This is a genomic window from Chelativorans sp. M5D2P16, assembly GCF_034427935.1.
GTDB lineage: Bacteria > Pseudomonadota > Alphaproteobacteria > Rhizobiales > Rhizobiaceae > Chelativorans.
This window is the reverse complement of the sequence record NZ_JAXQNM010000030.1, coordinates 39,629-55,269: the sequence shown is the minus strand read 5'-3', so window position 1 is coordinate 55,269 and position 15,641 is coordinate 39,629. Positions and strand designations below refer to the sequence as shown.

General features: G+C 64.6%; 9 protein-coding genes and 1 pseudogene. 8 read left to right on the top strand and 2 right to left on the bottom strand.

Annotated elements, in window-relative coordinates:
* Nucleotides 1-464: 464 nt before the first annotated feature.
* The 7 genes and pseudogenes from SIN08_RS14925 to SIN08_RS14895 all read left to right on the top strand — a co-directional run bounded on the left by SIN08_RS14925 (nucleotide 465) and on the right by SIN08_RS14895 (nucleotide 11,967).
* Entirely contained in the window at nucleotides 465-2,153 is a 1,689-nt protein-coding gene (locus SIN08_RS14925; protein ID WP_322452394.1) for a methyltransferase domain-containing protein, read from the top strand.
* A gap of 83 nt (nucleotides 2,154-2,236) precedes the next feature.
* Complete coding sequence (gene metF, locus SIN08_RS14920) at nucleotides 2,237-3,115, top strand: methylenetetrahydrofolate reductase [NAD(P)H] (protein WP_322452393.1); 879 nt, start codon at nucleotides 2,237-2,239, stop codon at nucleotides 3,113-3,115.
* A 13-nt stretch (nucleotides 3,116-3,128) separates the two neighbouring features.
* A pseudogene (metH, locus tag SIN08_RS14915) lies at nucleotides 3,129-6,868 on the top strand (methionine synthase).
* A 46-nt stretch (nucleotides 6,869-6,914) separates the two neighbouring features.
* Nucleotides 6,915-8,099 carry a methionine adenosyltransferase gene (gene metK, locus SIN08_RS14910; protein WP_322452392.1) on the top strand — a complete coding sequence of 395 codons (1,185 nt, stop codon included), beginning with the start codon at nucleotides 6,915-6,917 and terminating at the stop codon, nucleotides 8,097-8,099.
* Nucleotides 8,100-8,132: 33 nt separating this feature from the next.
* Complete coding sequence (ahcY, locus tag SIN08_RS14905; RefSeq protein WP_322452391.1) at nucleotides 8,133-9,545, top strand: adenosylhomocysteinase; 1,413 nt, start codon at nucleotides 8,133-8,135, stop codon at nucleotides 9,543-9,545.
* A 267-nt stretch (nucleotides 9,546-9,812) separates the two neighbouring features.
* Entirely contained in the window at nucleotides 9,813-10,958 is a 1,146-nt protein-coding gene (locus SIN08_RS14900; RefSeq protein ID WP_322452390.1) for an alpha-hydroxy acid oxidase, read from the top strand.
* A gap of 148 nt (nucleotides 10,959-11,106) precedes the next feature.
* Nucleotides 11,107-11,967: a VOC family protein gene (locus tag SIN08_RS14895; RefSeq protein ID WP_322452389.1), complete on the top strand. Its 861-nt coding sequence runs from the start codon at nucleotides 11,107-11,109 to the stop codon at nucleotides 11,965-11,967.
* Between the two features lie 48 nt (nucleotides 11,968-12,015).
* Here the strand turns inward: SIN08_RS14895 and SIN08_RS14890 are convergent, their stop codons facing one another.
* Entirely contained in the window at nucleotides 12,016-12,813 is a 798-nt protein-coding gene (locus SIN08_RS14890; protein ID WP_322452388.1) for a methyltransferase domain-containing protein, read from the bottom strand.
* A 121-nt stretch (nucleotides 12,814-12,934) separates the two neighbouring features.
* On the opposite strand from SIN08_RS14890, the gene SIN08_RS14885 reads away from it, so the two are divergent.
* Nucleotides 12,935-13,993, top strand: a complete 1,059-nt coding sequence (locus SIN08_RS14885) for an AraC family transcriptional regulator (RefSeq protein WP_322452387.1) — start codon at nucleotides 12,935-12,937, stop codon at nucleotides 13,991-13,993.
* A 376-nt stretch (nucleotides 13,994-14,369) separates the two neighbouring features.
* Here the strand turns inward: SIN08_RS14885 and SIN08_RS14880 are convergent, their stop codons facing one another.
* Nucleotides 14,370-15,626: a benzoate/H(+) symporter BenE family transporter gene (locus tag SIN08_RS14880; protein WP_322452386.1), complete on the bottom strand. Its 1,257-nt coding sequence runs from the start codon at nucleotides 15,624-15,626 to the stop codon at nucleotides 14,370-14,372.
* Nucleotides 15,627-15,641 lie beyond the last annotated feature (15 nt).

Genomic DNA, 15,641 nt, shown 5'->3' with positions numbered 1-15,641 from the left:
GTTGTTCGGCTACGGCTGATCGGCCGGCGGCGCGCTCCAAGGGCGGTCAGCGAGAGGAACTGTGACCGCCTTCCGAGCACCGGAAACATCGGTGACGAACCGGGCGCTTGCGCGGCCCGACCCGGGCTCGCGGGGGCGACTGGACACCGCGCAAAACATTTTAATTCGGAAGACGAATTATATTATTTTCATGAACTTCGTCCACAGGCCTTGAGTTTTGGCCCCCCTTTCCTGTATCCATTCGATATCAGCCAGCGTCTGCAAACGCGACGCTTAGCAAATCGAACTAATCGATGGCAGCATCTTCCGCGGCGGGAACGTCTCGGACTGCATCATGGGCGTCCTGCCCCGCTGACCATCCGGCTACCGCCGATCTGAAACTGTGCCTCTGGCGCCTGCATTCGCTGCAAGCCGAGTCGGAGCGATCCGGAGATGCAAACATGACAATGAAGAGAGGAGACGGCATGTCCGATTCGAGTGCGATGAACACGGAACTTAAGCTGACCGACCAAGTGTACAGCGGCGACCCGCTTCAGGATCGCGAGACCGATCAGTATCGCAACGAGTATGTGATGAGTTTCGTCGAGAAGTGGGACGAACTGATCGACTGGCGGGCGCGCGCCGAAAGCGAGGGTCAGTTCTTCATCGACGTGCTGAGGGCCCGCGGCAAGGAGACCGTGCTCGACGTGGCGACCGGCACCGGTTTCCATTCGGTGCGCCTGACGGAGGCCGGCTTCAACGTGACCTCCGCCGACGGCTCGGCGGCGATGCTTGCCAAGGCTTTCGAGAACGGCCAGGCACGCGGCCTGATCCTCAAGACCGTGCAGGCCGACTGGCGCTGGCTCAACCGCGACATCCAGGGCAAGTACGATGCGATCATCTGCCTCGGCAACTCTTTCACCCATCTGTATGAAGAGGCGGACCGCCGCCGTGCGCTCGCCGAGTTCTACGCCGCGCTGAAGCATGACGGCGTCTTGATTCTCGATCAGCGCAACTACGACACGATGCTCGACGAGGGCTTCTCCTCAAAGCACAAATACTACTACTGCGGCGACAAGGTCAGCGCGGAGCCTTCCTACATCGATGAAGGTCTGGCGCGGATGCTCTACAGCTTCCCCGACGGGGCTCAGTACACGCTGAACCTGTGCCCGATCCGCAAGAACTACGTCCGCCGCCTCCTGTCCGAGGCCGGCTTCCAGCGCGTGCGCACCTATGGCGACTTTCAGGAAACCTATGCGGAGAACGATCCGGATTTCTTCGTCCATGTCGCCGAGAAATCGACAATGCACCTCGTGCGCTGGGGCAGTGGCAAGCGCCAGCCGGGCGAGACGGACGTGCGCGACATTGCCGAAGGCTATTACGACAGCGACGACGCAGACACCTTCTATTCGACCATCTGGGGTGGCGAAGATCTGCATATCGGCATCTACGGGAACACCCGGAACATCCGCGCGGCGAGCGACGAGACCGTCGATCGCATGGCGGCCACCGTTCCCGGCCTGAATGAATCCACGCGCATCCTCGATATCGGCGCGGGCTATGGCGGGGCGATGCGCCGGGTCTGCAAAACGTACGGGTGCACGGCGACGTGCCTGAACATCTCCGAGACCCAGAACGACTATAACCGCGCCAAGACCCGTGGTGCCGGTCTTGCCGACAAGATCGACGTCGTGCACGGCGTCTTCGAGGATATCCCCCAGGCCGACGCCAGCTATGACGTCGTGTGGAGCCAGGATGCGATCCTGCATTCCGACCAGCGTGAGACGGTGCTCGACGAGGTCTGGCGCGTGCTCAAGCCGGGCGGCTACTTCGTCTTCACCGACCCCTGCCAGGCAGACAACGTGCCCGAGGGCGTTCTGCAACCGGTCTACGACCGGCTGCAGCTCAACAGCCTCGGCTCGTTCCGCTTCTACCGCGAGGCCGCGGAGGCGCGCGGCTTCGAGGTGCTGGGCCAGGAGGACATGACTGCCCAGTTGCGTACCCACTACGACCGGGTGCGCGAGGAGCTGCTGGCCAACTACGACAAGCTGCGCGAAAGCGGCGTTTCGACCAGGTATCTCGACAAGATGGCTGTCGGACTCGCGAACTGGGTCAAAGCGGCCGACGACGGCCATCTGGCCTGGGGCATCCAGCTGTTCCGCAAGCCCGCGTGATCAAGGTGGAGGGCGGCGTGCCCGGTGCACGCCGCCCCGCCACATCGCTTTTCAGGTCACAGAGCAAACACGGAGCAATCCGCATGGGCGGACCTCTCGCCGAACACCCCATCGCCGTATCGTTCGAACTGTTCCCGCCGAAGACCGAGCGCGGCATCGACAATCTCGCCCACACGGTCACCCGGCTCGCCAGTGCCGGACCCAAATACTTCTCGGTTACCTACGGCGCCGGGGGGACCACGCGCGACCGCACGGCACACGTGGTCGAGATGGTGCGCCGGCGTACCGGCCTACCCGTCGCCCATCATCTGACCTGTGTCGGTGCAAGCCGCGCCGAACTCGACGCCCAGGCTGAACGCCTTTGGGAATCGGGCGTGCGCAAGATCGTGGCGCTGCGCGGCGACCTGCCCGAAGGCCAGGTCCTTGCCGCCGACGGCTATCGCGATGCGGCCGAACTGGTGGCTGGCCTAAGACAGGTGGCCGATTTCGACATCGCCGTTGCCGCCTATCCGGAAGTGCATCCCGAAGCGGCCAGCGCGCAAAGCGATCTCGACCACCTCAAGCGCAAGCTCGACGCCGGCGCATCGCGGGCGATCACGCAATATGTCTTCGACACCGACACGATCCTGCGCTTCATCGACCGCGCCCGTGCCGCAGGCATTGAGGCGCCCATCGTGCCGGGGATCATGCCGGTCGCCAATTTCGCCAGCCTCAAGCGGTTCTCGGAAGGCTGCGGGGCCTCGATTCCCGACTGGATGGAGACTATGTTCGACGGGCTGGACGATGCGCCCGACATACGCGCAATGGTGGCGGCGAGCCTCGCCGGCGAACAGTGCCGTCGTCTTGCTGCCGAGGGCGTTAGGGACTTTCATATCTATACCCTGAACAAGCCCGATGTAAGTCTGGCGATCTGCCGCGCGCTGGGTCTGCCTGCGCGGATCAGCGCCGAACGGGCCGCGTAAGAGGACAGAGCCGATGACAGACGATATAGAAAGACACGCAGCCGAGCGCATCCTTGTGCTCGATGGCGCCATGGGAACGATGATCCAACGGGAAAAGCCGGACGAAGCCGTCTATCGCGGCGACCGCTTTAAGGATCATCCTGTAGACGTCGGCGGAAACAACGAGCTTCTCAGCCTGACCGCACCCGAGATGATCCGCGGCATCCACGCCGCCTTCCTCGAGGCCGGCGCAGATATCCTGTGCACCAACACCTTCGGCGCCAACGCCATCAGCCAGGCCGACTATTCCATGCAGCATCTGGTGGCCGAGATGAACGCCGAGAGCGTGCGGCTGGCGCGGGAGGCGGCCGATGCCGTGGCCACGCCCGACCGTCCGCGCTGGGTCGCCGGCGGGATCGGGCCCACCAACCAGACCGCCTCGATCAGTCCGGACGTGAACGATCCGGGCTTCCGCAGCGTCACCTTCGACGACCTCGCCCACGCCTATGGCGAGGCGGCGCGGGCGCTGATCGAGGCGGGGGCGGATCTGCTTCTGATCGAGACGATCTTCGACACGCTGAACGCCAAGGCCGCCATCTACGCCGTCGAATCGCTGCGCGAGGAAGGTCTTGCGGTACCCCCGCTGATGATCTCGGGCACCATCACGGATCGTTCGGGCCGCACGCTGACCGGCCAGACGCCCGAGGCGTTCTGGGCGTCGATGAGCCATGCGCGCCCATTCTCCATCGGGCTCAACTGCGCACTGGGCGCCGGCGAGATGCGCCAGCATATCCGCACGCTGTCACAGGTCGTCGACACCCGCGTCAGCGCCTATCCCAACGCGGGCCTGCCCAACGAGATGGGCGGCTACGACGAGACACCCGAGGAGACCGCGCAGCATCTCGGCGAATGGGCCGAGTCCGGTCTTGTCAACATCGTCGGCGGCTGCTGCGGCACCACGCCCGAGCACATCGCGGCCATCGCCGAGGCGGTGAAGAACAAGGCACCGCGCGCCGTTCCACCGAAAGTGAAGCGGATGCGCCTCAGCGGGCTTGAGCTGTTCGAGGTGTCGGGTGCCGAGGCCCAGCACGAGAGCGCCGCATGACCGGGATCGCAAATTTCATCAATATCGGCGAGCGGACCAACGTCACCGGCTCGGCGAAGTTCAAGAAGCTGATCATGGCCGGCGACTATGCCGCCGCGCTCGAAGTGGCGCGCCAGCAGGTCGAGAACGGCGCCCAGATCATCGACGTGAACATGGATGAGGGGCTGCTCGACTCGGCCGAGGCGATGACGACCTTTCTCAACCTCATCGCCTCGGAGCCCGACATCTCGCGTGTCCCGGTGATGATCGACAGCTCGAAATTCGAGGTGATCGAAGCCGGGCTCAAATGTGTCCAGGGCCGCTCGGTCGTCAACTCGATCTCGCTCAAGGAGGGTGAAAAGGCGTTCCTCGAGCAGGCCCGGACCGTGCGCCGCTACGGTGCCGCCGTGGTCGTCATGGCCTTCGACGAGAACGGCCAGGCCGAGACCGCCCAACACAAGTTCGACATTTGCAAGCGCTGCTACGACCTCCTGACCGAGAAGGCCGGCTTCGACCCTTGGGACATCATCTTCGACCCCAACATCTTCGCCGTGGCGACGGGAATCGAAGAGCACAACGATTACGCGGTGGCCTTCTTCGAAGCCACCCGCATGATCAAGGAGGCGATGCCGCACTGCCACGTTTCGGGCGGGCTGTCGAACGTCTCGTTCAGCTTCCGCGGCAACAACGCGGTGCGCGAGGCGATGCATTCGGCCTTCCTCTACCACGCGATCCCGCTGGGCATGGACATGGCCATCGTGAATGCCGGCCAGATCACCGTCTATGACGACATTCCCGACGAGTTGCGCGAGCGGGTCGAGGATGTGCTTTTGAATCGTCGCGACGACGCGACCGAGCGGTTGCTGGAGATCGCCGACAAGTACAAAGGCTCCGGCGAGGCGGCCAAGAAGGAAGATCCCAAGTGGCGCGAGCTGCCGGTCGAGAAGCGGCTGGAGCACGCGCTCGTCCACGGGATCACCGATTTCGTCGTCGACGACACCGAGGAATGCCGCCAGCGGGCGGACAAGCCGCTCGATGTGATCGAAGGGCCGCTCATGGACGGCATGAACGTCGTCGGCGACCTCTTCGGCGCCGGCAAGATGTTCCTGCCGCAGGTGGTGAAGTCGGCCCGGGTGATGAAGACCGCCGTGGCGCATCTCCTGCCCTACATGGAGGAGGAGAAAAAGAGGGTCGGCGACACCTCCGCCAAGGGCAAGGTGCTGATGGCCACCGTCAAAGGCGATGTCCACGACATCGGCAAGAATATCGTCGGCGTCGTATTGCAGTGCAACAACTACGACGTTGTCGATCTGGGCGTGATGGTTCCCACGGAGGATATCCTCGCCAGGGCGCGCGAGGAGAAGGCTGACATCATCGGGCTTTCCGGTCTCATCACCCCCTCGCTCGACCGCATGGTCGAAGTCGCATCCGAGATGAAGCGGCAGGATTTCGACTTACCACTTTTGATCGGCGGCGCGACCACGTCGAAGAAGCACACCGCGCTGAGGATCGCCCCGGAATACGCGCACGGCGTGATCCATGTCGACGATGCCTCGAAGGCGGTCGGCGTGGTCTCACGCCTGCTGTCGAAATCGGCCCGTCCCGACTATCTGGCCGACGTCGCGACCGAGCAGGAGCGGCTGCGCGCGGCGGCGGGCCGCGGCGGCGACCGTCCGACGATACCGATCGCGGAAGCCCGCGCGAACGCCTTCGACGGAGGGTGGGACAAGTACAGTCCGCCGGCCCCGCAGACGCCCGGCCTGTCCGTCATCGACGACATGCCGCTCGAAGCGCTCGTCGGCTACATCGATTGGACGCCCTTCTTCAGCACCTGGGAAATGCGCGGCAAGTTTCCCGCCATCCTTGAGGATCCCGACAGGGGACCCACGGCGCGCGAACTCTACGACAACGCCACGGCGATGCTCGAGCGGATCATGGCCGAGGGCTGGTTCACGCCCCGCGCAGTGGTCGGCCTCTGGCCCGCCAACCGCGACGGCGATGACGTGGTCGTGTGGACGGGCGAGGACCGCAAGTCGGAGGCGGCACGCCTGCCGCAGCTTCGCCAGCAGGGCCGGAAATCGGCCGACAGGCCGAATATGTGCCTGGCCGATTTCGTGGCGCCGAAAGGCATTGACGATTGGATCGGCGGCTTTGCCGTGACCGCAGGTTCCGAGGTTCACGACCTGTCCCAGCGTTTCAAGGCGGACGGCAACGACTACGACTCGATCATGGTCCAGGCGCTCGGCGACCGCATCGCCGAGGCTTTCGCCGAGGCCCTGCATGCCCGTGTGCGCCGCTCGCTCTGGGGCTATGCCTCGGATGAGAAGCTCGACAACGAAGCGCTGATCGCCGAGCGGTATCGCGGCATCCGCCCCGCGCCAGGCTATCCCGCCTGCCCGGACCATACCGAAAAGCGTACGCTGTTTTCGATGCTCGAGGCGCCTCGCCATACGGGGATCGAACTGACCGAAAGCTGTGCGATGTGGCCGGCGGCCGCGGTGTCCGGCTTCTACTTCGCCCACCCCGAGGCCCGCTATTTCGGAATCGGCCGGATCGGCCCCGACCAGGCGGCTGACTATGCCCGGCGAAAGAGCATGGAACTGGCCGAGATCGAGCGCTGGCTGGCGCCGAACCTGGCCTATGTGCCCGACCACAGCGCCGCAGACGAGGACGGGCGCAAGATCGCCTGACCGCGAAACAGCAATCATCCCATTTCAACGCAAGGAGAGGAACGAGATGAGCGACAAGACCTGGCTTTTCACCAGTGAATCGGTGTCCGAGGGGCACCCCGACAAGGTCTGCGACAGGATTTCGGACGCCGTGCTGGATGCCTATCTGTCCGCCGACCCCAACTGCCGCGTCGCCTGCGAAACGCTGGCCACGACCGACCATGTGACCATCGCCGGCGAGGTGCGCGGCCCCGACGAGGTGCGCCAGCATATCGAGGAGATCGCGCGCCAGGCGATTAAGGACATCGGCTACGAGCAGAAGGGCTTCTCCTGGAGGACCTGCGCCGTCAACAACCTGCTGCACGAGCAGTCGGCCGACATCGCCATGGGTGTCGACGAAGGCGACAAGGGCGAGGAAGGTGCCGGCGATCAGGGCATCATGTTCGGCTATGCCTGCGACGAGACCGACGAATTGATGCCGGCTCCGATCCAGTTCTCGCACCGCATCCTGCGGCTGATGGCCGAAGACCGGAAGTCGGGCAAGCAGCCCAATCTCGGCCCCGACGCCAAGAGCCAGGTGACGCTCAAATACCGCGACGGCAAACCCGTCGGGCTCGACACCGTCGTCGTGTCCACCCAGCACGCCGAGGACATCAGCCAGGAAGAAGTGCGCGAGATCGTCAAACCGTATATCGCCGCGGTCTTCCCCGAAGGCTGGTCGGTGCCCGACGACCGGCTGATCGTGAACCCCACCGGCAAGTTCGTGATCGGCGGGCCGGACGGCGACGCCGGGCTGACCGGCCGCAAGATCATCGTCGACACCTATGGCGGTGCGGCCCCCCATGGCGGCGGCGCCTTCTCGGGCAAGGACCCGACCAAGGTGGACCGTTCGGCCGCCTACGCCGCCCGCTATCTCGCCAAGAACGTCGTGGCTGCGGGACTTGCAGACAAGTGCCAAATCCAGCTCGCCTATGCCATCGGCATGCCGGAGCCGGTCGCGCTCTATGTCGAGACCCTCGGTACGGGGCGCGTGGATACGGACAAGCTGTCGTCGGTCCTGCGCGAAATGGTGCGGCTGACCCCGCGCGGCATTCGCGAGCACCTGGGGCTTCTCAAGCCCGTCTACGCCCGCACCGCGGCCTACGGCCATTTCGGGCGCGAGCCGGACTCCGACGGCGGCTTCTCCTGGGAGAAGACGGATCTGGCCGACGAGTTGGCCCGCACCTTCGGTGCTTCCCAGGCGGCCGAGTAGGCAAAACGACCCCAAACGGAAAGGCAAACAGATATGAACAAACCCGAGACATTCACCCCGGAGGATTGCGCGATCCGTGACATCTCGCTTGCCGACTACGGGCGTCGCGAGATTGACATCGCAGAGACGGAGATGCCCGGGCTGATGGCACTTCGGGCGGAGTACGGCGCCTCGAAACCGCTGAAGGGGGCGCGGATTGCCGGCTCCCTGCACATGACGATCCAGACGGCGGTGCTGATCGAGACGCTGGTCGCACTGGGCGCCGAGGTTCGCTGGGCATCGTGCAACATCTTCTCGACGCAGGACCACGCCGCGGCGGCGATCGCGGCGGGAGGCACGCCGGTCTTCGCGGTCAAGGGCGAGACGCTGGAAGAGTACTGGGACTATTGCGACCGCATCTTCCTGTTCGAAGACGGCGCCAACATGATCCTTGACGACGGCGGCGACGCGACCCTCTACGTCCTTTTGGGAGCCCGGGTCGAGCAAGGCGAGACCGACCTCATCGCCGAGCCGGGCTCGGAAGAGGAGGAGGCGCTCTTTGCGCAGATCAAGAAGCGAATGGCCGCGAGCCCCGGCTGGTTCGTGAAGCAGCGCGACCGGATCCGCGGCGTCAGTGAAGAGACCACGACCGGCGTGCACCGGCTCTACAAGATGATGGAGAAGGGTGAGCTCCCGTTCCCCGCGATCAACGTCAACGACAGCGTGACCAAGTCGAAGTTCGACAACAAGTACGGCTGCAAGGAAAGCCTGGTCGACGGGATTCGCCGGGCCACCGACACGATGATGGCCGGCAAGGTCGCGGTGGTCTGCGGCTATGGCGACGTCGGCAAGGGGTCGGCCGCATCGCTGCGGGGCGCGGGCGCGCGGGTGAAGGTCACCGAGATCGACCCGATCTGTGCGCTGCAGGCGGCGATGGACGGCTTCGAGGTGGTCCGGCTCGAGGACGAGGTGAAGACCGCCGACATCTTCATCACCACGACCGGAAATCGCGACGTCATCCGCGTCGAGCACGTGCGCGAGATGAAGGACATGGCGATCCTCGGCAATATCGGCCACTTCGACAACGAGATCCAGGTGGCCGCGCTGAAGAACCACAAATGGACCAACATCAAGGACCAGGTGGACATGGTCGAGATGCCCTCGGGGAACCGGATCGTTCTTCTGTCCGAGGGGCGGCTCTTGAACCTGGGCAATGCCACCGGGCACCCCTCCTTCGTGATGTCGGCGTCGTTCACCAACCAGGTCCTGGCGCAGATGGAGCTGTGGACCAAGGGCGAGAGTTACGAGAACAAGGTCTACGTCCTGCCCAAGCATCTCGACGAGAAGGTGGCGCGGCTGCATCTCGACCGCGTCGGCGTCAAGCTCACCGAGCTCGCCCCCGAACAGGCCGACTACATCGGCGTCACCGTCGACGGCCCCTACAAGCCCGACCAGTATCGGTATTGAGAGACCGGTGACTGAACCGGGCTGGTAAAGGCGCCGTCGCCCGGGCGATCTCACTGCCCACAGCCTGAGACGACGACAGAGCGGGGCGACACGGCCCCGCTCCGACCCACAAACACCGGCCGGATATATCCGGCCGGTGTTTGTGTATGTGCGCGGGGCGATCATGCTGATCGTAAAACCCGCACATTGCGTTTTGCCACCGGCCCCGCCTGAACATTCGCCGTCGATGTGCTAGTGCCGGTTCTCTTCAAGCGAATAGAGGCACGGATGCATCTGAGGAACTGCCACAACTTCCATGACTTCCGCCGGATGGCGAAGCAGCGGCTGCCAGGACCCATCTTCAATTACATCGACGGCGCGGCCGACGACGAGGTCACCCATCGCCGCAATACGGCCGCTTTCGAAAGCTGCGACCTGGTGCCCAACGTCCTGCGCGGCGTGAACGGTATCGACATGTCGGTGACCGTCATGGGCCAGAAACTGGGCATGCCGGTCTATTGCTCGCCGACGGCGCTCCAGCGCCTGTTCCACCACGAGGGCGAACGCGCCGTCGCGGCGGCTGCCGCCAGGTTCGACACGATGTTCGGCGTCTCCTCGCTCGGGACCGTCAGCCTTGAAGAGGCGCGCCGCATCAGCGGCGGGCCGCAGGTCTACCAGTTCTACTTCCACAAGGATCGCGGCCTGAATCGTGAAATGATGGCGCGCGCCAAGCAGGCGGGCATAGACGTGATGATGCTGACGGTGGACAGCATCACCGGCGGCAATCGCGAACGTGACAAGCGAACGGGCTTCGCCATCCCCTTCAAGCTCAATCCCGCCGGCATCACCCAATTCGCCGTGAAGCCGTCATGGGCGATCAATTATTTTCTGCACGAGCGTTTCAGGCTGCCGCAGCTCGAAAACCACGTCGACATGGGCGGCGGCGTGATGTCGATCAGCAAGTATTTTACGGAGATGCTGGACCCCTCGATGTCGTGGGACGACGTCGCCGAGATGGTGCAGTATTGGGACGGTCAATTCTGCCTGAAAGGGGTAATGTCGGTCGAGGACGCCAAGCGCGCGGTGGAAATCGGCTGCACCGGGATTGTGCTTTCCAACCATGGCGGCCGTCAGCTCGACGGCTCCCGAACCGCATTCGACCAGCTGGCCGAGGTGGTCGACGCCGTTGGGGACCGGATCGACGTCATGATGGACGGCGGCGTGCAGCGCGGCACCCATGTGCTCAAGGCACTCTCGCTGGGAGCAAAGGCGGTCGGGCTCGGCCGCTACTATCTGTTCCCGCTCGCGGCCGCCGGACAGGCCGGAGTCGAACGCGCTCTTGAATTGATGCGCATGGAAATCGAACGCGGCATGAGACTGATGGGATGTTCCTCGGTCGAGCAACTCACGCGGCAGAACCTGCGTTTCCGGTGAGAGACGACGATCGAAAAGTGCGGCAACGGCGTGAAAGCGCGGTTCTGACAGACCATCTGGCGGAGCGCTTTCGTGCTAAAGTGGACGCGCGTGTGACCTATATATCCAGTCGCGGGAAACCCGCGGCTTCCATCTCCGGAGATCCGTCATGACCGCAACCGACTTCTTTGACATGAACGCCGCGCCGATGCGCATCGGAACCGTCCGGCTCAAGGTGCGTGACCTTGAGACTATCTCCGCTTTCTACCGGAACATCCTCGGACTGCGTCCGATGGAAAGCGACGAGGGACGCGTCGTGCTCGGCACCGGCGAGACGCCGCTTCTCGAACTCGCGGGGGATCCGTCGCTCACGCCGCGCGCCCCACGGCAGGCCGGCCTCTTCCACACGGCGTTTCTCATGCCCTCGCGCGGCGATCTCGCCCGCTGGCTTGCCGCCGTCGGCGAGGCCGGCGTGCCGCTGCAGGGCGCGTCCGACCATACCGTGAGCGAGGCGATCTATCTCTCCGACCCCGAGGGCAACGGGGTCGAGGTTTATGCCGACCGGCCCACCTCGCGCTGGCGGACGCCCCAGGGCGAGGTGCAGATGACGACTGAGCCGCTCGACCTTCATGACCTGCTGAAGGCCGCCGGCCGTGCCAGGTGGTCCGGCTTTCCCGAGGGCGGGAGCATCGGCCACGTCCACCTGCAGGTGGGCGAGACCGATACAGCCGACGGCTTCTATCGCGATGTCCTCGGCTTCGACATCGCCGCGCGCTACCCGGGCGCCAGCTTCTACGGCAGCGGCGGCTACCATCACCAGCTTGCCGGCAATGTCTGGAACAGCCGCGGTGCGGGCCTGCGCCCGGCAGGAATGGCGGGCCTCGACGCGGTGGAGATCGTGGTACGGGACCACACGAGACGCGACGCAATCGGCCGGCGTGCCGAGCAAGCCGCCCTTCCGCTCGAACGGGAGGCCGATCGCCTGACCCTGCAGGATCCCTGGGGCACGCGGGTCATTCTGACCCAGTGAAGCGGCTTCCGGCGCGCAGCCCCCTCCACAGACCTCGCCCACTGCACGTCAAGGCTTACGCGCCCTTATGATGAGCGACGGCATGTCGAATTCAATGACGCCGCCCTTGATGACGAACGGCGCAAGCACCGTCCTCGACTCTTTCAGGAGCCGCTCGAACTGCTCGTCGGTAAGTACGCCGCCAAGAGTCCACACGCAGGCGCGTTCGGTCGATACGAGCGCGTCGATCGACTTGAAGCGCACCTTTCCGTTGCGCTCGACGATCTCCGCATCCTCGATACCGGCTTCATCGCAGAGCTCACGCAGCCGCCCGGCATCGCCGAGGCTGAAGGGCGCGCGGAAAGCCTCGCCCACCTGTCTGCCGAAGAGCCGATCGAGCAACCGCGCGAAGGCGCCATAGCCCGGCGAATTCTCCACCGCATCGCAGACTGCGACCGCCAACCTGCCGCCGGGTCTTAGAACCCGGACCATCTCACGCAGCGCCTGCGGCTTGTCGTCGAAGAACATGAAGCCGAACTGGCTGACGACGGCGTCGAAGCTGTTGTCCGGCAGCGGCAGCGCCTCGGCTCTTCCTTCCAGCCATTCGATCCGTGCCGGTTTGCTGCGCGCCACCGCGAGCATCTCCGGATTGGCGTCCACTGCGACGACGGAACCGGCAGGACCGGTGATTTCGTCCACGGCGAGCGCCAATGCACCGGTCCCGCAAGCGACATCGAGCACGCGGTCTCCTTCGTGCACCTGGGCTTCGGCCGCGACGACCGGTCCCCATTGGGCGAAAAGCGCCGGTACGAAGTGTGCATCGTAGATTTCCGCGGGCTTGTGTCCTTCATCGAGGGTGCTCATCATCTCTCTCCATCCTGATGGGGCGTTCCCGGCATGGTCGGTGGCCAAGCCGACGCGCTCAGGTTATCCTCGCTGCATGGCGCAATCCCATGACCGCAAGTCTTTATCGCTTGCCGGATCGTCCATGATGGAGCTACAGGATTCACCTCGGGACGGAGGGCACGCGGACGATCTGCCGATCCTTTGCCAGGCATGCGGCACGGATCCCTTGTCCGACGTGCTGCGCATGGTGAAGCTGACGGGCGCGGTGTTCCACCTGGTGGACGCGTCCTTCCCCTGGGGCGTGGAAGTGCCCGCCCCCAGCGCGTATGCCCCCATCATCCTGCCGGGTGCACAGCATATCATTTCCTACCACATCATTCTGAAAGGCTCGGGCTGGGCCGGAATCCCCGACGGCGCGTCGACATGGTTCGAAGCCGGCGACATTCTGGTGCTGGCGCATGGCGACCGGTATAGTCTGCTCAGCACACCGGGGCAGGCGCCCGAATACGATGCGGAGGCGACCATCGCGTTCTTCCGGGAGTGGATGGCCGGCAAGCTTCCCTTCGTGACCCGCGAGGGAGGTGGGGGGCCGGGCGGGGCCGAGTATGTGTGCGGTTTTCTCGGTTGCGACATGCGGCCCTTCAACCCGGTGCTATCCACTCTTCCGCGCCTCTTGCGGGTCAAACGGGCACAAAGAGGGCGGGACGATCTCTTGAACCGACTGATCGACCTGGCGCTCGCCGATGCGCGCCTGCCGCGCGTGGGCGGAGAGTCCATCCGCCTGAGGCTCAGCGAGCTGATCTTCGTGGAGGTGGTCCGCCTGTGCCTTGAATCCCTGCCGGCGCATGAGACGGGTTGGCTCTCCGGCCTGCGAGACCCGGCGGTCGGCAAGGTCCTGGCCATCCTGCACGAGCGTCCCGCCTACCCCTGGACGCTGAACGAACTGGCTCGGCAGGCCGGCATGTCGCGCGCCGCGCTGGCCGCTCGCTTCACGCATCTCATCGGCCATGCCCCGATGCAGTATCTGGCGCTCTGGCGCATGCAGATCGCCGCGCGTCTGCTTGCCGACAGCGCGACGAAGGTATCCGCGGTGGGGCGCGAGATCGGCTACGACTCGGAAGCGGCTTTCAGCCGTGCCTTCAAGAAGATCGTCGGCATGTCACCCGCCGCCTGGCGCGGCAGCGCCGGCAGCACTTGCTGACATGCCGTCGAAGTCGGCGGAGGCAGTCGATCAGATCCGCTCCCGCTTTTTTCTTCATGGATCACGCTTGCAAGGTGCCGCATGACACCCGGCGCCGCTTCAGCCCTTCGTCCGAAGGGGCATAGGCCTGCGTGATCGCAGCCATCAGACGAAGCGAATTGCCTGCGGACCCTTCTGCGTCCATGATCCAACGCAAGAGGAAGAATGAACCTTGAAGGCAAGCATCGGTTCTCATCGCGCAAAGCCGCGGCGGATCGGCGAATGACGGTGTTCGCGGCCGATCACCACACATGATCGGCGGCATCACCACAGACAATCCTGTGCATGGTTGCGACAGGACGTCGTGATGATACCGCAGCGGTTGGGCTTTCGCCCGTCAGGACGCCGTCGAGCGTTGCTGTTCGCCGACGAGGAGCGCCTTTCGCTCGACGATGAACGACACCGCGACGCCAGCCACAAGGGCCCAGAACGGAGCGCTGATGCCGAGCAACGAAACATTGGACATCGCTACCGCGAGGGCCACGAAGGCGCCGGTCTGGTTGCCGAGCGATTTTCCGAAGGCATTCTGAAATGCCGCCAGAAGCACGCCGATCATGGCGAGGCCGGCGACGGTCCCGATGAGGGCGCCCGGCAGGGACATTACCACCGGCACCGCGGCGCCGGCCACGAGACCGAAGGCTCCGAAGAGGATCCCGTTGACGACGGTCGCCGCGTAGCGGCCCTCCTTGTCCTCGCCTGCCTGCTCCGATGAGCAGATGGCGGTCATCGGGCCGGCGATGTTCGCGTTATGCCCGCCAAGGAAACCGGCTACGATGCCGCCAATGCCGGAAATGATCGTCATCATGTTGACGGGCGGGCGATAGCCTTCGGCCATCAGAACGCCGGTAGCCTGCGCGTTCTCGGCACCGATGACCAGCAGCGCCAGCGGAACGGAAATCGCCAGGAAGGCGTCAAGCGTGAAGGTCGGTGCCGTGAATTCGGGCAGAACGAAAGCGATTTCCGCGCTGCCGCCGCCGATGGAGCCGGTGGCGAAAGCCGCGATCAGGCCCACGACGAAGGCGGCCAGGACCGGGGGCACCGACTTCAGGAACCGCATCGAGACGAAGAAAGCCACGATCGCCGAGCCCGCGATAATCGGCGCAGTGCCGAGTGCGGAGACCGCACCCGTGGCGAAGCGGATCAATGCGCCGGCGATCATCGCCATGACGATCGGCATCGGCAACCACCGCATGACCCTGCCGATAAGGCCGCTGATGCCCAGCAGGAAGACGATGATCCCGGCCATGATGAAGGCGCCGACGGCCTGGTCGAAGGAAAAGGTGGCAAGCGACCCGGCGACGAGTGCGGCACCTGGAATTGAATAGGCACCCGTGATCGGCTGCTTGTAGCGCAACGCGAGGAAGAGGCTGATAAGGCCGCCCAGAAAGTAGATCGCAAACAGCCATGCGACCGTCTGACCGTTGCTGAGACCGGCCTTGTTGGCCCCGCCAATGACGATCAGCGCAGGACCGGAGCAGCCGAAGACGGCCGCCACGAGACCAGCGCTGGCGGTCTTGAGATTAAGATGCTTGAGGAGGTCACCGAAGCCGCCGGCGATCCCGGGCCCCGCTTCTACGACCTGTCGCTTTTCCATATCATTTCCTCCCTT